Origin of the sequence: Staphylococcus sp. HMSC063A07 (assembly GCF_001836955.1) — a bacterium.
Lineage (GTDB): Bacteria > Bacillota > Bacilli > Staphylococcales > Staphylococcaceae > Staphylococcus > Staphylococcus lugdunensis.
In genome coordinates, this window is sequence record NZ_KV830932.1 from 131,907 (window position 1) to 154,279 (window position 22,373).

The following is a 22,373-nucleotide window of genomic DNA, read 5'->3' on the forward strand; positions in this document are numbered from 1 at the left end:
TTTCTGAGATGTATGTCCCAGACCCTTTTTGTGCCTTTATTATTATGTTATATTTTTTCAATTTCGATAAGCAGATCACCAGTAGCGATGGCATCACCATTTGCCACAGTGACTTGCTTAATTATACCATTGAATGGTGCTTGTATTGTTGTTTCCATTTTCATAGCTTCAGTTATTAATAACGGTTGATTTACAGAAACTTCATCTCCTACAGCAACTTTAACTTCTGTCACAGATCCAGGCATTTGCGCACCAATATGACTTGGGTTCGTCTTGTCTGCTTTAGGTTTTACATTCACATTTGTTTTAACATTTTCATCTTTAATGTAGATACGTCGTGCTTGACCATTCATCACAAAATAGATTGTACGATTGCCATTTTCATCTGGCTCACTAATCGTTTCCAATTTAATAATCAAACGTTTACCAGTATCAATTTCAATTTCTACTGTTTCTCCATGACGCATTCCAAAGAAGAAAGTAGGTGTATCTAGTAATGATAAATTACCATATTGCTCTTTAGTCGCTATATATTGTTCGTATACTTTAGGGTACAATACATAACTAATTAAATCTTGATCAGTCACTTCTTCTTGTTGTTTATTAGCCAATTCTTTACGCACTGCATCAAAGTTTACATCATCCAGATATTCACCTGGTCGTGCGGTTAACGGCTGCTGACCTTTTAAAATAACATCCTGCAATTGCTTATTAAAACCATTAACTGGTTGCCCAATTTCCCCTTTAAAGTAAGAAACTACTGATTCAGGAAAATCAAGTTTATGACCATCTCTAATCACGCTTTCTTCGTCCAAATCATTTTGAACCATATAAAGTGCCATATCCCCAACAACTTTTGATGAAGGCGTAACTTTAACGATATCACCAAATAAGAAGTTAACACGGCGATACATATCTTTAACTTCGTCAAAGCGTTCTCCTAAACCTAAACTTTTAGCTTGTTGACTTAAATTTGAATATTGACCACCTGGCATTTCATGTTGGTAAATTTCAGTATTTGGAGATTTAATATCACTTTCAAAATCATTATAATAATCACGCACATGCCCCCAGTAATGACTCAACGTTTCAAGTCCAGCGATATCAGTACGCATATTACGATCAAAGCCATTTAAAGCATAGTATAAAGAGTTCGCGCTTGGTTGACTTGTTAAACCACTCATTGATGCGACTGCTGTATCAATAATATCTACCCCAGCATCAATTGCCTCTTTGTATGTCAACAATCCGTTGCCACTTGTATCATGTGTATGCAAATGAATAGGCATATCAACAGCTGCGCGCAATTCGCCAATTAATTCATATGCTGCTTTAGGTTTCAACAAACCTGCCATATCTTTAATCGCTAATATATGGAAACCTTCACGTTCTAATTGTTTAGCTAAATTTACATAGTATTCTAACGTAAAGACATTAGAACGCTCCGGATTTAAAATATCACCTGTATAACAGATGGTACCTTCAGAAATCTTACCTGCTTCTTGCACCGCTGCATTGGCTACCTTCATTTGATCAACCCAATTTAATGAATCGAAAATTCTAAAGACATCTACCCCAGCTTTGGCGCTTTCAGCAACAAATTTCTTGATAACATTATCGGGGTAATTCTTATACCCCACCGCATTCGACGCACGCAACAACATTTGGAATAATACATTTGGAATTGCTTCACGAAGACGTTCTAATCGCTCCCATGGGTTTTCTTTAAGGAAATTATATGCAACATCAAAGGTTGCGCCACCCCACATTTCAAGTGAAAAACTATCTTTAAAGACTTCAGCTGTTTTTGAAGCAATATTCATTAAATCTTTTGTACGTACTCTCGTAGCTAAGAGAGATTGATGTGCATCTCTAAAAGTGGTATCAGTAATTAAGACATCATCTTGTTGACGCACCCATTGTGCAACATGATTTGGTCCATGCTGATCTAACAATTGTTTAGTACCAGACAAACTATTGATTTGTTTCTTTGCAATACGTGGTATAGAAGTCGTTTCATAATCTGGTTTAGGTCTTTGCTGAACATTTGGGAAGCCATTGATTGTAACATTGCCAATGTATTCAAGTGTTTTTGTTCCCCTATCCAGTGTCGGTTGTATATCAAATAATTCAGGTGTTTCCTCAATAAATTTAGTTGTATAATCACCGCTTCTAAATTTTTTATTTCTCATCACATTAATCAAAAATGGAATATTCGTTTTCACACCACGGATACGCATCTCACGTAATGATCGTTCCATTTTTTCTTCTGCTTGTTTAAAAGTCACGGCATGCGTTGATAATTTGACAAGCAATGAATCATAATAAGGTGAAATTTCCGCACCTTGGAATCCATCACCAGCATCCAATCTAACGCCAAAGCCACCACTTGAACGATAAGCAATGATTGTACCTGAATCAGGCATAAAATCATTAGTAGGATCTTCTGTTGTAATGCGGCATTGAATTGCATATCCTAAAGTATGGATATCTTGTTGTTGTGGTAAACCAATTTCCTCACCAAATAAGCTTGCACCATCAGCCACTAATATTTGAGTTTTAACAATATCAATACCTGTAATCATTTCAGTGATTGTATGTTCTACTTGGACACGAGGATTGACTTCAATAAAATAAAAGTCTTCACCTGAAACTAAAAATTCCACCGTACCGGCGTTTACATATTTGATTTTAGTCATTAATTGTAAAGCTGCATTACAAATTTTCTCTCGCAATTCTTTTGACAAACCAACAGATGGCGCTACCTCAACAACTTTTTGATGGCGACGTTGTACTGAACAATCACGCTCATATAGATGCACAATATTGCCAAATTCATCTCCAATAACTTGTACTTCGATATGTTTAGGATTATCAATGTATCTTTCAATATATACTTCACTATTGCCAAAAGATTTTTCAGCTTCAGATTTAGCACGATGAAAGGCATCTTCTAATTCGTTCGCTTCCCTAACGATACGCATACCTTTACCGCCACCACCACTTGTGGCTTTAATCATTAACGGATAGCCCGCCTCATCCGCAAATACACGAGCACTTTCAAAGTTTTCTATCGGTCCATCTGTCCCTGGTATAACAGGTAAATCCGCATTTATTGCAGTTGTTCTTGCTTTAACCTTATCCCCAAACATATCTAAATGATCTAGATGAGGTCCTATAAATTTAATGCCTTCTTCATGGCATCGATGTGCAAAATGTTCATTTTCACTTAAAAAACCATACCCTGGATGTATGGCATCTGCACCAGCTTCTTTAGCTACAGCTATAATGCGTTCGATGTTCAAATAACTTTCGGCTGGTCCCAAATCTTTACCAACTAAATAGGACTCATCAGCTTTATATCTATGTAAAGAACTTTTATCCTCATTAGAATAAATTGCGACCGTTTTAATATTTAATTCAGTTGCTGCTCTAAAAATTCTTATTGCTATTTCACCGCGGTTGGCAACCAGTAACTTTTTAATGTGTTTCAAAGCAGTGACACCCCTCTTATTATTTGAAAATTCTAACTAATTAGATAATAAAATTTTATCTTAATTTACGCTAAAAAGCCATTAATATTTTGTGAAAATATGCTAACAATACACAAACTAAAACTGACCATAAGCGAATAAGTAAAAGTTATTATATATCATAATTTAATTTTATCATCATTCAGTATTTGTTGCTATACTGTATCTAAAACTTAGTAAAATAATCATAAATGATTAAAACCAGCTAGGACATACATCTCTCCAAAATAGCATTAAAGGTAGTTTGACATATAAAGACAGACTTCAGCATCCCCAACTTGCTGTGCTTGGTGAAATGCGCTTTGCATTTCTCTTTGTTGGGGCCTTTACCCCAACTTGCGTTGTCCGTAGAAATGCTTCTTGCATTTCTCTTTGTTGGGGCCCCACCCCAACTTGCGTTGTCTGTTGGCTTTCATTTCGAAAGCCTCTTTGTTGGGGCCCCACTTTTAAGTGTTTTGGTGAAGGGCTTCGTATTTTGTCTTAATGGTACTTTAATGATAGAAATAATGAAGAAGTCAATTTCTATTGAGTTTCAGTAGAAATTGACTTCTTCAACTTGTCAGAGGCTTCTATGTCGCAACATCTTGGATGATAAATGATTCAAATAGCTATAAAGATAGATATTACTACATTATGCGTTTTGGCATACTTTTTTGACGTTGTTTGCGTAATTTATCTTCTTTCTTAATTTGTTTACCGATCATAAGCAATAAGCCAAGTGCAATGCTTAAACTAATCATTGATGAACCACCAAAACTAATAAATGGCAATGGTACACCAGTCAATGGAATGGTTGCAGAAATGCCTCCTAAATTAACAAATGTTTGACTGCCAATATAGCTTGCTACACCAACACATACAAGTTTATTGAAATATGATGTCGTTTTATTTGCAAGTATAAAAGCTCTATAGACAATAAAAAATAATAAGCCTATAACGAATAAACCACCGACTAATCCTAATTCTTCACAAATTATAGCAAAGATGAAATCGGTATGTGGTTCAGGTAAATAACCTAACTTCATCACACTGTTGCCTAGTCCTCGACCAAATAGACCTCCATTACCTATAGCTATAAGTGAGTTAGAAATGTGATAACCCGTTCCAGCCGATGATGCGAACGGATCAACTAATGTACTAAAACGCGCTTGTAAATAGCCAGGCAAATGTCCTGATAATGCCACTATAAGTAATACTATGAAAAAAGCTGCAGCAATAGCCGTTAAGATGATAAAGAACTTTCCTTTGAAAAACTTTTCAAAGCCTAAACCTGAATATAACAATATCGAACCAAATATAATAATAATCAATAATGTTTGCCCAACATCGCGCTGTAAAAAGACAAGCGCTAAACAGAATAAAACTAATCCCACAGGTGCAAATATTAAAGTAAAATCTTTTTTTACTCTAGGCATTTTCCTATCAATAATAAAAGGGATATACATAATAATGGCAATTTTAAGTAATTCTGACGCTTGTAAGTTCATAAATCCGAGGTTAATCCAACTTTTTGAACCATTAATGTTCTTCCCAATAATGAGCGTTAAAAGTAGTAATAGTATGATTGTTCCCATAATACCTACCTGCACTTGAGGGTTTTTCAAGATTTTGCCGTTTAGCAAAAATGCAATGACAAATACAATCGCAAAACTCAAAATAACATAGAGTAATTGTCGATCGTAAAAATACGTACCAGCTACCTCAACGCCACCAGTTAACGTTCCTTTAGTAGCAGCAACCATACTTGCACTATATACCATAACTAATCCAATCAGGCACAATATCACATAAGCTATTAATAATGGATAATCGATAAATTTAGATGTTTTACCAATCTTTCTCATTAAATTTTTAAAATTATTCATAAAGTTGATCATCCAATTCTAAATTTTAAACTAGTTATTTCATCTGAAAAATTTATATTTTAAAATTATGTAAAGAAATCTTTCTAAACTATTATATACTTCAAGCGAGCTATTTCTCAAATATTAACTGACTATAGCTCATAAACAAAATCAAACACAACATTCATCATACTTAACATAAAAGTGACTGAGAATATTAAGTTCAATTAATACTCCAGTCACTTGTCATCAACCCGCATGTATGTATCTTGTTAGTACGCAACACTTAATTATACATAAGTTATTAAAAACACCCATTTATTATTTAACATCTGTAAATGCTTCATGTAATTTTGAAAGTTCTTTCTCAAGTCTTAACATTAAATCTTTGCCATCTTCTTTATCAACAAGCCCAAGTTGAACAGCAAAATCAACTTCTTTTTGTAGGCCAAACATTTGAGTATCGAGAACTTCTTCATATAATGGGCAAGATGGTAACGTTAAATTATCTATTTGAACTTTGATAAGTTGTAATATTCTATCTGCATCTTTGTTTAATTGTTCATATGCCACACTTTTTAAATTAGTTTGGTTCGCCATCACATACTCCCCCTATCCTTAAATATCTTCATGTAAAAAGTTTATCTTACTACATATCAAAAAGCAAGTGAATTTCAGTAAAGGAAATTTTAAATTTATGCTAAAATGAAATCGTAGTTTAAATTTAGGGAGTGGAACATATAATGATACAGATAACAGGTGAAGTTAAATATCCGATTACATTGGATAGTACAACTTGGATTTTTGATGATCGTAAAGTCAGTATTTCTGACCTTGAACAAGGCGTTTTTGACGGATCTAAACCCATTGAATTTGATGATAATAGAGAATGGAATCGTGCCATACTTGAAGGTCAAACAAACCCACCAACACTTAATTCTGAGATTAAATATAAAAAACGTGCCGTCTTAGAGGACTCTTTCGTCATTAATATGACTCCGTTTTTCAAAAATGCTGAACCGCATAATAATGCAACAATGATTCGCTTAATTGATAAAAACCAAGATGCTATCGATGTTCCATTAGATTTACTCCCCTATTTATTTTTCCAATTCGCTAAAGATGGTAAACGTCTCTATGAAGACAATGCTGTTGATAGTTTTGTTTATATACAAAATAAAGGATATGATTACCAGTTTAAGCATATAACTCATATCGAGGTGATTTAATTTGCGTGAAGTGCAATGTATCATTTGTGATCGCAAAGTATTTATTGATGAAGCAACCGTTGAAGCTAAGCGATTACAAAATAATCCTATACGCACGTTTATGTGCGATGATTGTAAGAGTCGACTGGATAAACCTAAACAACGACCTTATACACAAGAGACTCAAAGAAATGCAACAGATAAACGCTGTCACAAACAGCCGAAAAAGTCGCTCAAGAAGAATAAAAAAACTGCAAAGACTAAAAAAACTGATTGAAGTCAATACTTCAATCAGCTTTTTTATATCACTTACTAATCTATTTTATTCGTTATCTTGCATCATTTGTTTTACACGTTTTGCTTCTTTTTCGCGTGCTGCTTTGTTTAAAATTTTCTTTCTCAAACGAATACTTTGCGGTGTTACCTCTACTAATTCATCATCATTAATATACTCTAACGCTTCTTCCAACGTTAAAATTCTAGGACGATTCATTGTTTGTGTTTGATCTTTTGTTGCAGATCGCACGTTTGTTTGGTGTTTTGCTTTTGTTATATTTACAGTTAAATCATTTTCACGATTGTGTTCTCCAACAATCATACCTTCATATACTTCAGTACCTGGTTCCATGAAGTTAACACCACGATCTTCTAAACCTATAATGGCATATGCTGTTGCTTGACCTTGATCCATTGAAATCAATGCACCATTACGACGACCACCAATTTGTGCTTTCACTCGCGGTCTAAACTCTTCAAATGTATGATTGATAATACCGTATCCACGTGTCATAGACATGAATTCAGTTGTGTAACCAATCATACCACGTGCTGGAACCATAAAGATTAAGCGCGTTAAACCATTATCCGTTGTTGTCATATCAACCATTTCGCCTTTACGTGCACCTAATGATTCAATCACAGCACCTGCATTTTCAGAAGGTACTTCACATTGAACACGTTCAAATGGTTCACTTAATACACCATCAATTTCTCTTAAAATAACTTGTGGTTTAGATACTTGAAGCTCGAACCCTTCACGTCTCATATTCTCAATTAAAATAGATAAATGTAATTCTCCACGACCAGCAACAATCCATGTATCAGGAGAGTCAGTTGGTGATACTTTTAAGGAAACATCTGTTTCAAGCTGTTGTTCTAGACGTTCTTGAATTTGACGTGCTGTCACAAAATCTCCTTCACGCCCAGCAAATGGTGAATTATTCACCTTAAATGTCATTTCTAATGTAGGCTCATCAATACGTAACACCGGTAATGCTTCTTGATTATCCGTTGGCGTAACCGTTTCACCTACGTTAATGTCCTCCATACCAGAAACAGCAATTAAATCACCGGCTTGCGCTTCTTCAATTTCCTCACGTTTTAAGCCGAAATAACCAAATATTTTAGTCACACGGAAATTTTTTACACTGCCATCTAATTTAATTAATGAAACATTATCACCTACATGCATTTTCCCTCTGAAAACTCGCCCAATACCAATACGGCCAACGTAATCATTATAATCCAATAATGCTACTTGGAATTGTAATGGTTCATCACTGTTATCAATTGGTGCTGGCACATAATCAATAATTGTTTCATATAGTGATTGCATATTTTCATCTTGTTTCTCAGCATCAAGACTCGCTGTACCATTTACAGCTGAAGCATAAACTACTGGGAAATCTAATTGCTCATCGTTAGCTTCTAATTCGATAAACAAATCTAGAACTTCATCTACTACACCTTCAGGTCTAGCAGATGGTTTGTCAATTTTATTAACAACCACAACTGGTTTTAAATTTTGTTCTAATGCTTTTTTCAATACAAAACGTGTCTGTGGCATCGTACCTTCATACGCATCTACTACTAAAACGACACCATCAACCATTTTCATGATACGCTCTACTTCACCGCCAAAATCAGCGTGTCCAGGTGTATCTAAGATGTTAATTCTTGTTCCTTTATAGTCGACTGCAGTATTTTTGGCAAGAATTGTAATACCACGTTCTCTCTCTAAATCATTAGAGTCCATCGCTCTCTCGTCAACATGTTCATTCTCTCTAAAAATACCCGACTGTTTAAGTAATTCATCTACTAATGTCGTTTTACCATGATCGACGTGAGCAATAATTGCGATATTACGTACATCTTCTCTTCTATTAGTCATATTATTATTTCCTTTCTTAGGTAAACTCCCACTTTTAATTACAACTTTTTTATTATATCATACTATTAAGAAATGATAAGCAAAAGGTGGGGTGGGGTATGCAAAATCAAAAACAAAAATCAAAATCTATATTTTGGATATTATCAATCTTAGCTGTTATATTTTTAGTGTTATTTAGCTTCAGTGTTGGTGCTGGAAGTGTTCCAATGATGATTTTAACACTTATATTACTCATTGCAATATTTGGCATAGGCTTTACACTTAAGAAAAAATATCGTAATAATCATTGGCTATAAACTTCAGATGAATATTAGAAGAGCCTGGAACATCATTCTTGTTCTGGGCTCTGAACTCTATATTGGCAGTAGTTGACTGGAGAAAAGATACGCTTATACCAAGTTTTTTCAATCCTAGTCAACCATGCTGGGGCGGGACTTCGAATTTATAATGCATTCTGTTCCGCTCTCTTTTATTTGTAATATTTAGCATGTAATTCTGTTAAAGTTTGTTGATGTGGTAAAAAGAACTGTTGAAGAAGTTCTTCGTGAACTGTTTGATTAGCCATTAAAACAGAATCAGGATGTGTAATCTCTAAAGTTTCTCCTAACAAATTACTTCCCTTGCCACCAACTTCATTTAGTATAATTAACCCGCCAGCAAAGTCCCAAGGTTGCAATCTTGGTGTAATGTATGCTGCTAGTTGTCCTTTAGCTACAGCAATAATTTCAAGTGCAGCACTCCCGTATGCACGGGAACTTCTAGCACGATTTACAACTGGCTGAAAAATCGGCCCAATGATAGGCTTTGTTACCCAGTTAGGATTTATACCAATTAAACTTGATTTTAATTCTGATGTACCAATTGCTTCAAGACGATGATTATTTTCAAAGGCTCCCTCATGTACTTTTGCATGATATAAAGCATCTTTCATAACATCATAAACAAACCCTGCATAGGCTTCTCCGTTGTAATAAATACCAATAGAAATCGCAAAATTTTCACGTTGATGCACAAAATTAAGCGTGCCATCAATAGGATCGACAACCCATACTACTCCATCAATATTTCTGATGTTATGTCCATGTCCTTCTTCTCCAATCACCTTATGTTCAGGATAGTTGGAGTGAATTGCCTCATAAATATATGTTTCTGTTGCTTTATCAACATTAGTTACTAAATCATTCGGATTTGATTTCGTTTCAATACTTAACTTTTCTTTCATCATTAATCTAACATTATTGCCTGCTTCTAGTATTAAACTTTTCGCAAAATCATATAGTGCCACGGTACCATCTCCTATTATCTATCATTATACATGATTCCACCTACATTGTTATATACAATACAATTTTGTTTTCCTTTTCAATAGATCTTTAAACGTTATTTCTATAATCAACTTCGAAGTCGAATAGTGTGGACTTATGCTACAATAGTAACAACCTTATTCCATTATAAAGGAGTTAAACAATGACTAAGTATACGTTTAAACAAAAAGATTTTAAAGCATTTGATGTCGACGGTTTAGATCCACGCATGGAAGCTCTAGAAGCGCATGTTAGACCTCAATTACGTGCTTTAGGAGATTATTTTGCTGATTATTTTACATCTCAAACAGGTGAAACATTTTATTCACATGTAGCAAAGCATGCACGTCGCAGTGTTAATCCACCTAAAGACACATGGGTAGCATTTGCAACGAATAAACGTGGTTATAAAATGTTGCCTCATTTTCAAATTGGGCTATTTAAAGACCATCTGTTTATCATGTATGGCGTTATGCACGAAACTAAAGATAAAGCCCAACGTGTTAAGACATTTGATAAACACTTCGATACGTTAACACATTTACCTGAAGATTATCGCATTTGCCTTGATCACATGAAACCTGATAAACCACTTATCAAAGACTTATCCGTCGACGAATTACATGAAGCAATTGATAGAGTCAAAAATGTGAAAAAAGGCGAATTCTTTGTTGCACGTACACTTGCACCAAACGATAAACGCTTAAAAAGCGATCGAGCTTTCCTAAATTTTGTTGAAGAAACATTTAACGAATTTATTAAATTCTACGCATAATTTTAGCCATATAATTATTCTAACCTTGCCACTGACAATGAATCATTTCAAATGTCAGTGGCAGTTTTTTTAATTGCGTTTTATTGTTTATGCATTCAACCGATATAGTTGATACTATAACTAAGTGTTATCGTACTGACCAAAAAATTATATATTTTCTTAAATAAGCATAATTTTTTTCTAATAATAAAAAAAGTTTAGGTTGACCTAATTTTTATTTTAGGTTAATATTTATACATCTACTATTAAGGAGTTTTATGAATGAATAAGAGAGACACTACACATCAACCTAAACATCTAAGCTTAGATGAAATTAATAATACGATTAAATTTGATTCAAATGGTACATCAAGCCAAAAATTTCTAGCATTTTTGGGCCCTGGCCTATTAGTTGCTGTTGGTTATATGGACCCCGGAAATTGGATTACTTCAATGCAAGGTGGAGCACAATTTGGATATACCTTATTATTTATTATCTTAATATCCAGTTTATCTGCTATGCTACTGCAAAGCATGACACTGCGTCTAGGGATTGCGACCAGTCATGATTTAGCTCAAATGACAAAACATTATCTTTCAAAACCAGTGGCAATTATTTTCTGGATTATTGCAGAACTTGCCATTATAGCAACAGATATTGCAGAAGTTATAGGTAGTGCCATCGCACTAAATTTGTTGTTAGGCATCCCATTGATTGTTGGCGCGATTATTACAGTCTGTGATGTATTTTTATTACTATTTATAATGAAATTTGGTTTTAGAAAAATCGAAGCCATTGTTGGAACATTAATTTTTACTGTGTTAGCCATTTTTGTCTTTGAGGTATTTATCTCTTCTCCAAGTACAACAGCTATTTTAGAAGGATTTGTTCCTCATAAAGAAATCATTACAAATCATGGAATTTTATATATCGCGTTGGGTATTGTTGGAGCTACAATTATGCCACATAATTTGTATCTACATTCATCTATTGTCCAATCACGCCAATATGATAGACACTCTATAAAAGAAAAAGCACAGGCAATTAAGTATGCAACAATTGATTCTAATCTACAATTATCCGTTGCCTTTGTAGTTAATTGTTTATTATTAGTATTAGGTGCATCACTATTTTATGGCGTTAACCAAGATCAACTAGGTGGCTTTTATGATTTATACCATGCATTACGGACACAACCTATTCTTGGAGCTGCATTAGGTGCTATCATGAGTACACTTTTTGCTGTTGCCTTGTTAGCTTCAGGTCAAAATTCGACCATTACAGGAACATTAGCAGGTCAAATTGTTATGGAAGGTTTTTTAAATATTTCATTACCTAACTGGTTAAGACGTCTTGTTACTCGAGCAATTGCTGTTATTCCAGTTATTATTTGCCTCATCATTTTTAAAGGTAATGAAGAGAAAATTGAACAATTACTAGTATTTTCACAAGTATTTTTAAGTATTGCTTTGCCGTTTTCACTTATACCATTGCAGCTATCTACAAGTAACAAACAGCTAATGGGACCTTTCGTAAATAAATCATGGGTTAATTATTGCTCATGGATACTTATCATTGTTTTAAGTGTATTAAATGTTTATTTGATTATCGAAACATTTAAAGAATTTATATAAATGGCTCCTAATTTAAAATAAAACTCGATCTATAGGACATGCTAAAGACCGAGACTCGGTAAAAATTTTTCAAAGCGAAAATTTACAAACCCTTTCATTTGGGATTGGTTATGAACGTTCTTCTAGGAGAACCAAGCTATTCAATATGAAGTATCAAGATAAAAAAGCTCGTAGATGATTGTGAAAAATCATTTACGAGCTTTTATTTTATAAATTATGTCTTAAACACTATTAATATACACGTAATGCTTCAACTTTTCATTTAATAGATATATGGATTTTCTTTCTTTTCTGCATGTTTATATTGTTCTGCATGCCAATCGGAATCATTTTTATATTGGTTTCTTTTAACAATCAACAACACAATAACGATTAACCATAAAATCATTGCAATGATGTTCATACTAAATAGTCCTATTAAAACTGCAGAAATAAATAGAAATATTGCAATAAGTGAACGATTTTTTATCAATGTTGTCGCAGCGATTCCCAATATAGTTGAAAATGCTAAAATGCCTATGAAAAACACCATAATAAAATGAATTAGCTCTGGGGTCACTGTAACGTTTTTACCAGCAAATTGTTTCGCCATTTGTTCATATTCTTTCACATTATTCTTTTCATCTGTTAAAAGCATGGATAAGATATTAAAAAGCAAAAAAATTAGACTTAGACCATTTGCTATCCATGCAATGACCAGCTCTTTCTTTGTCTTCAAATAGCAACTCTCCCTTATTGTACTCAATATCTATCATACTAAAAATATATGTTAAAAGCGAATACATTATAATAATAAAAAGCGGAACATCAGTCTTTATTGACTTGATGCTCCGCGCTTTACTTCATAGTTTATTTTGAATCATCAAGATGACTTTCTTGCTGATCTTTTGCACTATTTTCATGATTAAATATTTGTTTACGCTCTTCATAGTTCATACGTCGCTGATTTACTGCGCTTGGCTGATTTTTACGTTTTTCTTTCATACGCTGATTATAAGCTTTTCGTTTTTCACGTTTTCTTGCTTTAATTTCAGCTTTTTCTTGTTTGCGTTGCGCTTTTAACTCTTTTTTATCTAATACCGGTTCTTGTTGGACAACTGCTTCATTAAATGGGGCAGCTCCTTCATCGCTAAATTCATCTTGATATTTATTCTTATGATATTTTGCCTGTCTTGAGAGTACTTGTGGTGCTTCATCTTCATCGTCTGTTGATTGATAGTCACTCATAATCGCACGTTTAGGATATTGATCGTATTTATCATCTTCGTTAAATGATGAATTGCTCGTTTCTTGTGGCATGTGATATGCCATGTCGTCGTTAGGCTGATGACGTTCATAATCATCATATATCGGTGGCTGTTGTTGATAATCCGGCTCATTATAGCGATAATCAAAGTTATCATCATAACCAGGATAGCCATATGCAGGTACTATTTCTACCTTATTCTTTCTTGCAAACATCATAATAGCAATGATAAAGAAGAAAATAGGAATGATTAATGTCACAAATAAAAGTACGAGTGGTAGCGTAACAACAGATGCAACTAAAAATAATATTCCTGATAATATTCTAATATTCATTGAAATCAGTGCTAAAAATGAGATGAGCAAACAAATAATAAAATATACTATCACTGCCCAAATACCGTTTTGTAACCAAATTACAAACTGAGTTGTATTAAAACCATTATTACCTAATATTTGTTGAATTAAATCATTGTTATTTAATGTGGCTTCTAAATTCTGTATTGACGTATCATTACTGAATGAAACTAATGCAATAAACATAGTAATAATTGTCATTAGCAACAAGAAAATCCAGCTAAACCAACCAAGTATTTTTTCAGTTAAACGACTTACAGGCCGTTTGATTTGAGTATACTGTTCTCCTGACATTTATTACAACTCCCTTACCATCCTTATCAAATAATTATATCGAATTTTAACTTAAATAACTACAATTTTATGCTACTTTAACGACATTTTAAAATTCAAAAAGCTTTCATTATAATTCCCAAGTGTTCGCTGACCAAGATCTTTATATACTTCTAAGCGGGCTTGTTCTTGTTGTGTTGGATAGAAACGATGATCGTTTCTAATTTCATTAGGTAGTAACTGACGTGCTGCTTTATTTGGTGTCGCATAGCCTACCCATTCCGTATTTTTCTTGCTATTTTCCGCATCTAAAAGGAAGTTTATAAATTGATATGCGCCCTCTTTATTTTGAGCTGTCCTTGGTATCACCATATTGTCGAACCATAGATTGGAGCCTTCTTTAGGAACAACGTAATTATACTTATCGCTTCCTTGCACAAGTGGTGCAGCAACACCACTCCACACTACTGCGATGTTACCTTCATTTTGCTGCAACATCATTGTTACTTCATCACCAACAACGCCTCGAACTTGTGGTCCTAGCTTTTTCAAATCTTGTTCAGCTTGTCGTAAATGTTGTGAATTGGTGTCATTTAAACTATAACCTAATTTATTTAAACTTAATCCTATAATTTCTCGCGCCCCATCGACAAGTAATACATCATTACGATATCGTTCTTGATATAAATCAGACCAATGATTAAATGACGCGTCTGGATATGCTTGTTTATTGTATAATATACCCACTGTACCAAAAAAATATGGAATAGAATATTGATTTCCCTTATCATAAGACTTGTCTAAATAATCTGGGTCTAAATTTCGCATATTAGGTAATTTATGATGATTCAATGGCACAAGTAAGTTTGCACGCTTTAATTTTTGTACCGTATATTCACTTGGAAAAGCAACGTCATAGTGAGTACCACCATTTTTTATTTTGGCTTCCATCGCCTCGTTAGAATCAAACGTTTCATATATAACTTCTATCCCCGTTTGATTTTCAAATTGTTTAATCAATTCAGGATCAATGTATTCTCCCCAATTATAAACATATATTTTTTTGCCAGATTTTGCTTTTTCATGTCCACTAAAAAGATGACTTATCCCTAGACAAAGTAATCCAATAACCAGCGCGCCGCAAACTAATTGAAGAAACTGTTTCATCGTAGCATACCTCTTTTCAATCTAGGTTTACGCTTTAAGGAACGCTGGATACCATAATAACCAACTATACCAATGACGATAACAACAAATAACAGTGTTGAGATCGCATTTACTTCCATACTTATTCCTTTTCTAGCCATGGCATAGACTTCAACTGATAGGACACTAAAACCATTCCCAGTCACAAAAAAGCTAACCGTAAAATCGTCTAATGAATATGTTAAAGCCATAAAAAAACCACCTATAATCGCAGGCATTAAATTTGGAATAAGTACGCGACTTAAAATTTGTGATTCTGTTGCTCCTAAATCTCGTGCAGCATTTAATATATTGTGATTCATTTCATAAAGTTGTGGTAAAACAACAATAACTACAATTGGAATACAAAACGCAATATGCGATGCTAAAACAGTACCGAAACCTAATCCGATTCCCGTAAAATGTCCAAGCGCAGTAAACATAATTAAAAATGAAGCACCGATAACTACATCAGATGACACCATAAGTACATTGTTTAATGTCAATAATGTTACTTTAAGTTTCTTCTGTCTTAAATAGAAGAGTGCTATCGCTCCAAATGTTCCTATAACAGTTGAAATTGATGCAGCCAATAGTGCTACTGCTATTGTATTAAAAATAATTGCCATGAGTTTGTCATTTTTAAATAAGCTTTGATAATGTTCGAACGTAAAATGCTCAAAATGTATCATATTTCCACCAGAATTAAATGAATAAAACATTAGAAAAAATATTGGGACATATAAGATGACCAATAAGATACTTATATATAATTTGCCATACCATTTCACATTGGTCACCTTCTTTCATCGTTAGATTTCGTAATGATAAGGATGAGTGCCATAAATACAATTAAGACGATTGCAATCGTAGCTCCCATACCATAATTTTGAATCACTAAAAACTGTTCTTCAATAGAAGTACCTATGTTGATTACTTTGTTACCTGCAATTAATCGCGTTATCATAAATAACGATAATGAGGGAATAAAAGTAACTTGTACCCCTGTCAAAACACCTTCTTTTGTTAGTGGCAATATCACTTTTCTAAATGTTGTAAATGGGTTTGCACCTAAATCACTAGATGCTTGAATTAGATTTACAGGTATTGATTTCATACTGTTGAAAATCGGCAATATCATAAAAGGAATATAAATATAACTAGCTACAACTAAAAAGGCAGCTGATGTAAATAGCATGTCTACTTTTGGAACATTTAATATTCCAAGTACTTTATTAATCAGCCCATCGTGACTAAGCAAACCAATAAAAGCATATGTTTTTAATAACAGATTAATCCAAGTTGGAATAATAAGTATTAATAACCAGAAATTAGGATTTTTAGCGTTTCTAATAAAATATGCAGTTGGGTAACTGATGAACAACGTGATCATAGTAATTAATGCGGCATAAAGAATTGAGTCCCAAAACATTTCAAAATACTTATACTGAAATATTTGTTGATAATTAGTGAAACTAAAATGTCCATTTATATCGGTAAATGAAAAATATATTAACAATAATACAGGCAAAATTATGAAGATAATCATCCATAATATATAAGGCACTAATAGTATCTTTTTAATATTACTCATCATCAGTATCCTCATAGCTTTCAATACGTTTATCAAATTCCTCTTCAGTTTCTCCTGGAACCATGATATGAATAGATTCTGGTTCAAAATATAAACCAACTTCACTACCCACATCCGCCTTTTTAGTAGTTTGTATAACCCATTCATAGCCCTTTCGATCTACACAACAAATTTCATAATGCACACCTCTAAAGAGCAAAGAATCCACTGTAGCTTTAAACAAACCAGCTTCGGCTTCTATTAAAGAGATATCTTCTGGACGAATCACAACTTCAACCTTTTTACCAGAAGGAATCCCCATATCAACACAATCAAAATCCTGCCCATAAATATTAACTACATAATCTTTGACCATGGTGCCATTTACAATATTTGATTCGCCAATAAAATCAGCTACAAAACGATTCACAGGTTCATCATAAATATCTGTTGGTGTACCAAATTGTTGTATTTTTCCGTCTTTCATCACAAAAATGTAGTCACTTAATGCTAAGGCTTCTTCTTGATCATGCGTAACAAAAATAAATGTAATACCCAATCGTGATTGTAATTCTCTGAGCTCATATTGCATTTCAGTACGTAGTTTTAAGTCTAAGGCTGATAATGATTCATCTAACAATAATATTTCTGGCTCATTAACAATCGCTCGAGCTATAGCTACACGTTGTTTTTGACCACCACTCATATCATTAATACTGCGCTGTTCGTAACCTGATAACTTTACTAACTTCAAGGCATCTGTCACTTTTTGATCAATATCTTTTTTAGATAATTTCTTAAGCTTTAAACCAAAAGCAATATTATCATAAACATTGAGATGCGGGAATAACGCATAATCTTGAAAAACGGTATTGACCTTACGTTTATTAGCCGGTAAATTTTCGATAGAACGATTTTGATAAATAATCTCTCCACTGTCTGGTGTCTCGAACCCCGCAATAAGCTTTAAAATAGTCGTCTTACCACATCCTGATGGACCCAATAAAGTATAGAAATAGCCTGATTCAATATCTAAGTCCATATGGTCAAGAATATTTAAATCATCATAGCCTTTACTCACTGATTTAAATGATAATAATGGTTGCATAACGTCATAACTCCTTATAAATATGATGCAGTTGCTACAATCAATATCGTAACGTTCTGCTTGCTGTTATTGCATAATTGATGGACATCATTTGCCCTGAAATAAAGTGCGTCTTCTGCATTTGCACGATAAAGTTGGTTCCCGAGTGACAAAGTAATTTGCCCTTCTAAACAATAAATAAAGGTATCTGAATTAGAAGGCTGAAAATGTTTATATGATGCACCAGGCTTTAACGTAAGCATGAGTGGTTCCATGTCATACTCATTTGAATTTGTGACTAACCATTTTAAAATATAGCCCTTGTCATATTCATCATAAATTGTTTGATCTTCAGCTGTATAAAGCACCTTTTCTTTAGTTTTCTCCTGAAAAAAATCACTTGGCCGCGTACCTAAAACTTCTAATATATTTAGAAATGTCTCCATACTTGGAGACGCATGTTGACTCTCAATTTGAGAAATATATCCCTTCGTTAAGTCAGTACGTTCAGCTAATTCTTCCTGCGTTAAATTTTTGAGCATCCTTAAATTTTTCAATTTCATTCCAATATCCATCTATGTAACCACCTAAAAATAGCTGTATCATGTTTAGTAATATTAAACATTTTGTTTAATGCTTAATAAAAATAACAAAATACAGCTCATGTTGCAATACTTTTTATAATTATTTAATTATGAATGGAAAAAAATAATGCATAATAAGATTCTTAGTATTATCTCAGCTTGTTTTGCTTGTTGGATTTCTGACCGAACTTCTCCAAGTTGGGGCCACCCCAACTTGCTTTGTCCGTGGAAATACTTGTTGCATTTCTTTTTGTTGGGGCCCCACCCCAACTCGCGTTGTTTGTTGGCTTTCGTTTTGAAAGCCTCTGTGTTGGGGCCCCACCCCAACTTGCGTTGTTCGTTGGCTTTCGTTTTGAAAGCCTCTGTGTTGGGGCCCCTATGTTCTTGTGTTGTTTTTTTGTTGTATGTGTGTTGGTTTATTTTGTGTTGTTGCTTCTTTAATGACTTGGTAGCTGTTGTAACCGCTGTTTTGCTCGAATTCTTTAAATATTTGTTTTTCTTCTGCTTTTCCAGGTACAATTTGTTTAAAATTTCGATAGTGCGCTATAACTTGATCGGATAACACAGATGACTCATAATAGCGCTCTATTTGATTAAAAAAGGCAATCACCTTTAACATTTCATCATGTGTCCAGTCCATATCTAAAGGATATTGATATTCCATTAATTTACCTCCTTAAGTAATATAGCAAAAAAGAGAGCGGGACAGAGTTCATTTTGAATTCGTATTCCCGCCCTGGCAAGGTTGATTTAAATTGAAAAAACTTAGTATAAGCGTGTTTTCAATTCAGTCAACTGCCGCCAATATATAGCTTAGAGCCTAAAACATAATGATGTCTTAGGCTCTAAACGATTTATAAATCACTATTACATAGTGTGGATTGGTAATCCAATAGCTTTTTCAGCTGCTTCCATAGACATTTCACCTAATGTTGGGTGAGCATGTACTGTTAATGCGATATCTTCAGCGTTCATTCCTGCTTCAATAGCTAAACCTAATTCAGAAATGATATCAGAAGCACCATTACCAGCAACTTGTGCACCGATAAGTGTGTCATCTTCTTTTAATGTGATCAATTTAACGAAACCAGTAGTATCATCTAATGATAACGCACGGCCATTTGCTGCATAAGGGAATTTAGAAGCTTTGTATTCTAAACCTTCCTCTTTAGCTTGAGCTTCAGTGTAACCAACTTGAGCTAATTCTGGTTCAGTGAAGCATACAGCAGGCATACCAATATAATCAACTTCTGAAGCTTGTCCAGAGATAGCTTCAGCAGCTACTTTAGCTTCATAGCTTGCTTTATGAGCAAGTGGTAAACCAGGAACGATATCACCAATTGCATAAATATTGTCGATAGAAGTACGGCTTTGTTTGTCTACTTCTAATAATCCACGATCAGCAAATTTAAGACCTAATTCTTCTAAGCCTAATTCGTCTGTATTTGGACGACGGCCAACAGTTACTAATACGTAATCAGCTTCGATTGTTTGTTCTTCACCTTTAGCTTCATAAGTAACTTTAACGCCATTTTCAGTTTCTTCAGCATTTTTAGCCATTGCTTCAGTAATGATCTCAATACCTTTGTCTTTCATGCCTTTTTTAACAGGTTGTGTCATTTGTTTTTCAAATCCACCTAAGATGTCTTTCGCACCTTCAAGGATTGTAACTTCAGAACCGAAGTTAGCAAATGCAGTACCAAGTTCAGAACCAATATAACCGCCACCAACAACAACTAATTTACCTGGAACTTCTTGTAAGTTCAACGCACCAGTTGAGTCGATAACACGTTTACCAAATTCAAAGTTAGGAATTTCTATTGGTCTAGAACCAGTTGCGATAATAGCGTTTTTGAAGTTATAAGTTTGAGCACTTTTTTCATCCATAACACGTAAGCTATTGTTATCTACGAAGTAAGCTTCGCCTTTAACAATTTCCACTTTATTACCTTTTAATAAGCCTTCAACACCACCAGTTAATTTGTTTACAACTGATTGTTTGAATTCTTGAACTTTGTCAAATTTAAGTGATACGCTTTCAGCGATTACACCTAAGTTTTCAGAGTGTTGTGCTTCAACAAAGCGATGAGAAGCGTGTAATAATGCTTTTGAAGGAATACAACCAACGTTCAAGCATACGCCACCTAAGTTACCTTTTTCTACGATTGTAACTTTTTGTCCTAATTGTGCTGCGCGAATTGCTGCAACATAGCCACCTGGGCCTGCTCCAATAACAATAGTATCTGTTTCAATTGGGAAATCTCCAACTACCATGTTTTACCCCTCCATTAATAATAATTCTGGATTATTTAATAATCGTTTAATATGGTTCATTGCATTTTGTCCAGTTGCACCATCAATTTGTCTGTGGTCAAAGCTTAATGATAATGCTAATACAGGAGCTGCAACGATTTCGCCGTCTTTAACGATTGGTTTTTGTGCAATACGGCCAATACCTAAGATAGCTACTTCTGGGTGATTGATAACTGGAGTGAACCATTGTCCACCAGCAGAACCGATATTACTGATAGTACATGTAGCACCTTTCATTTCTTCAGAAGTTAATTTACCGTCGCGAGCTTTAACAGCTAATTCGTTAATTTCATCTGAAATTTGGAAGATAGATTTACGATCTGCATTTTTAACTACTGGCACTAATAAACCTCTGTCAGTGTCAGCTGCGATACCAATATTCCAATAATGTTTGTGAACAATTTCGCCAGCTTCTTCATTGAATGAAGTATTAAGTGCTGGATATTTTTTAAGTGCAGAAACAAGTGCTTTAACTACATATGGTAAGAATGTTAATTTAATACCTTGTTCAGCTGCAATTTCTTTGAATTTTTTACGGTGATCCCATAAGTCTTGAACATCAATTTCATCCATTAATGTTACGTGAGGTGCAGTGTGTTTAGAGTTAACCATTGCTTTAGCAATTGCTCTACGCATTGCAGGGATTTTTTCAGTTGTTTCAGGGAAGTCGCCTTCTGGAACCGATTGAGTTTGAGGTGCAGAAGTCTCTTCAGAAGTTGAAGCAGATGCACTTTCATTAGAAGCAGATGCAGCTTGAGCACCGCCACCATTTAAGTGGTTGTCAATGTCTTCTTTTGTGATACGGCCATTTTTACCTGAACCAGCAACCGCTTTAATATTAACACCTTTTTCACGTGCATATTTACGAACTGAAGGCATTGCTTTAATTTTTCTATTTTCGTCTACTTCTTCATCTTGTGAAGCTGATGCTGCTGGCGCTTCTTCAGTTTCAGCTTTAGCTTCTTCTTTAGCTGGCTCTTCTTTAGCTGATGAATCGTCATCATGACCTTTAAATTGCATTTCTTCAGCATCAGGTGCATCAATTTTAACGATGACGTCTCCTACTACTGCAACAGTTCCTTCGTCTACTACCACTTCTTCAATTGTACCGCTTACTGGAGAAGGGATTTCAACTACGGATTTATCGTTTTGAACTTCAGCTAACACATCATCTTCTTCAATAGTGTCTCCGGCTTTAACAAACCACTTTACAATTTCACCTTCGTGGATACCTTCACCAATGTCGGGTAATCTAAATTCAAATGCCACGTTCTTGTCCTCCTAATAATGTCATTTTCAATTATTTCA

At 34.2% G+C, this 22,373-nt stretch carries 19 protein-coding genes and 1 pseudogene; 5 read left to right on the forward strand and 15 right to left on the reverse strand.

The features are described from left to right. Positions 1 to 47 precede the first annotated feature (47 nt). The 3 genes from HMPREF2597_RS10590 to HMPREF2597_RS10605 form a co-directional block, all read right to left on the reverse strand. On the reverse strand, positions 48 to 3,494 hold the full coding sequence (locus tag HMPREF2597_RS10590; protein WP_002478356.1) for a pyruvate carboxylase: 3,447 nt from the start codon (positions 3,492 to 3,494) through the stop codon (positions 48 to 50). Positions 3,495 to 4,159: 665 nt separating this feature from the next. Beyond that, entirely contained in the window at positions 4,160 to 5,398 is a 1,239-nt protein-coding gene (gene ftsW, locus HMPREF2597_RS10600) for a cell division peptidoglycan polymerase FtsW (protein ID WP_002478357.1), read from the reverse strand. A gap of 300 nt (positions 5,399 to 5,698) precedes the next feature. Then, a complete protein-coding gene (locus tag HMPREF2597_RS10605) occupies positions 5,699 to 5,977 on the reverse strand; it encodes an Fpa/YlaN family protein (protein WP_002459406.1) in 279 nt (92 codons plus the stop codon). Between the two features lie 143 nt (positions 5,978 to 6,120). Here HMPREF2597_RS10605 and HMPREF2597_RS10610 point away from each other — a divergent pair, with 143 nt between their 5' ends. Both HMPREF2597_RS10610 and HMPREF2597_RS12970 read left to right on the forward strand, forming a co-directional pair. After that, the gene (locus HMPREF2597_RS10610) at positions 6,121 to 6,606 is read left to right on the forward strand and encodes a hypothetical protein (RefSeq protein ID WP_002459407.1); all 486 of its coding nucleotides are present in this window, start codon (positions 6,121 to 6,123) and stop codon (positions 6,604 to 6,606) included. A gap of 1 nt (position 6,607) precedes the next feature. Then, a pseudogene (locus HMPREF2597_RS12970) lies at positions 6,608 to 6,751 on the forward strand (DUF2197 domain-containing protein); the annotation flags it as partial. 156 nt (positions 6,752 to 6,907) lie between these two features. Here the strand turns inward: HMPREF2597_RS12970 and typA are convergent. Next, positions 6,908 to 8,755 carry a translational GTPase TypA gene (gene typA / locus HMPREF2597_RS10620; protein ID WP_002459409.1) on the reverse strand — a complete coding sequence of 616 codons (1,848 nt, stop codon included), beginning with the start codon at positions 8,753 to 8,755 and terminating at the stop codon, positions 6,908 to 6,910. 98 nt (positions 8,756 to 8,853) lie between these two features. Between typA and HMPREF2597_RS10625 the strand changes: the two genes are divergently transcribed. Continuing rightward, positions 8,854 to 9,051 carry a DUF5325 family protein gene (locus HMPREF2597_RS10625; RefSeq protein ID WP_002478359.1) on the forward strand — a complete coding sequence of 66 codons (198 nt, stop codon included), beginning with the start codon at positions 8,854 to 8,856 and terminating at the stop codon, positions 9,049 to 9,051. A gap of 173 nt (positions 9,052 to 9,224) precedes the next feature. Here the strand turns inward: HMPREF2597_RS10625 and HMPREF2597_RS10630 are convergent, their stop codons facing one another. Then, the gene (locus tag HMPREF2597_RS10630) at positions 9,225 to 10,040 is read right to left on the reverse strand and encodes an inositol monophosphatase family protein (protein WP_002459411.1); all 816 of its coding nucleotides are present in this window, start codon (positions 10,038 to 10,040) and stop codon (positions 9,225 to 9,227) included. 182 nt (positions 10,041 to 10,222) lie between these two features. On the opposite strand from HMPREF2597_RS10630, the gene HMPREF2597_RS10635 reads away from it, so the two are divergent. Both HMPREF2597_RS10635 and HMPREF2597_RS10640 read left to right on the forward strand, forming a co-directional pair. Beyond that, positions 10,223 to 10,834 (forward strand): YktB family protein, encoded by a 612-nt coding sequence (locus HMPREF2597_RS10635; protein ID WP_002478360.1) that lies wholly within the window; start codon positions 10,223 to 10,225, stop codon positions 10,832 to 10,834. A 261-nt stretch (positions 10,835 to 11,095) separates the two neighbouring features. Beyond that, entirely contained in the window at positions 11,096 to 12,448 is a 1,353-nt protein-coding gene (locus tag HMPREF2597_RS10640) for an Nramp family divalent metal transporter (RefSeq protein WP_002459413.1), read from the forward strand. 262 nt (positions 12,449 to 12,710) lie between these two features. Here HMPREF2597_RS10640 and HMPREF2597_RS10645 read toward each other — a convergent pair whose 3' ends face one another. The 10 genes from HMPREF2597_RS10645 to HMPREF2597_RS10690 all read right to left on the reverse strand — a co-directional run bounded on the left by HMPREF2597_RS10645 (position 12,711) and on the right by HMPREF2597_RS10690 (position 22,334). Then, positions 12,711 to 13,166 (reverse strand): DUF4064 domain-containing protein, encoded by a 456-nt coding sequence (locus tag HMPREF2597_RS10645; protein ID WP_002478361.1) that lies wholly within the window; start codon positions 13,164 to 13,166, stop codon positions 12,711 to 12,713. A gap of 131 nt (positions 13,167 to 13,297) precedes the next feature. Next, on the reverse strand, positions 13,298 to 14,344 hold the full coding sequence (gene auxB, locus HMPREF2597_RS10650) for a lipoteichoic acid stability factor AuxB (protein ID WP_002478362.1): 1,047 nt from the start codon (positions 14,342 to 14,344) through the stop codon (positions 13,298 to 13,300). 72 nt (positions 14,345 to 14,416) lie between these two features. After that, positions 14,417 to 15,490: an ABC transporter substrate-binding protein gene (locus HMPREF2597_RS10655; RefSeq protein WP_002478363.1), complete on the reverse strand. Its 1,074-nt coding sequence runs from the start codon at positions 15,488 to 15,490 to the stop codon at positions 14,417 to 14,419. Further along, the gene (locus HMPREF2597_RS10660; protein WP_002459417.1) at positions 15,487 to 16,299 is read right to left on the reverse strand and encodes an ABC transporter permease; all 813 of its coding nucleotides are present in this window, start codon (positions 16,297 to 16,299) and stop codon (positions 15,487 to 15,489) included. The genes HMPREF2597_RS10655 and HMPREF2597_RS10660 overlap by 4 nt, the downstream gene beginning before the upstream one ends. Before the next feature lie 5 nt (positions 16,300 to 16,304). Beyond that, entirely contained in the window at positions 16,305 to 17,102 is a 798-nt protein-coding gene (locus HMPREF2597_RS10665) for an ABC transporter permease (RefSeq protein WP_002493062.1), read from the reverse strand. After that, positions 17,095 to 18,189, reverse strand: coding sequence for an ABC transporter ATP-binding protein (locus HMPREF2597_RS10670; RefSeq protein WP_002478364.1), 1,095 nt, complete (start codon positions 18,187 to 18,189; stop codon positions 17,095 to 17,097). Before HMPREF2597_RS10670 ends, HMPREF2597_RS10665 begins: the two co-directional genes overlap by 8 nt. A gap of 14 nt (positions 18,190 to 18,203) precedes the next feature. Next, on the reverse strand, positions 18,204 to 18,743 hold the full coding sequence (locus tag HMPREF2597_RS10675) for a helix-turn-helix domain-containing protein (RefSeq protein ID WP_002478365.1): 540 nt from the start codon (positions 18,741 to 18,743) through the stop codon (positions 18,204 to 18,206). A gap of 385 nt (positions 18,744 to 19,128) precedes the next feature. Beyond that, the gene (locus tag HMPREF2597_RS10680; protein WP_002459421.1) at positions 19,129 to 19,416 is read right to left on the reverse strand and encodes a UPF0223 family protein; all 288 of its coding nucleotides are present in this window, start codon (positions 19,414 to 19,416) and stop codon (positions 19,129 to 19,131) included. A 203-nt stretch (positions 19,417 to 19,619) separates the two neighbouring features. Next, positions 19,620 to 21,026 (reverse strand): dihydrolipoyl dehydrogenase, encoded by a 1,407-nt coding sequence (lpdA, locus tag HMPREF2597_RS10685; protein ID WP_002459422.1) that lies wholly within the window; start codon positions 21,024 to 21,026, stop codon positions 19,620 to 19,622. 3 nt (positions 21,027 to 21,029) lie between these two features. Continuing rightward, positions 21,030 to 22,334: a dihydrolipoamide acetyltransferase family protein gene (locus tag HMPREF2597_RS10690; RefSeq protein WP_002459423.1), complete on the reverse strand. Its 1,305-nt coding sequence runs from the start codon at positions 22,332 to 22,334 to the stop codon at positions 21,030 to 21,032. Positions 22,335 to 22,373 lie beyond the last annotated feature (39 nt).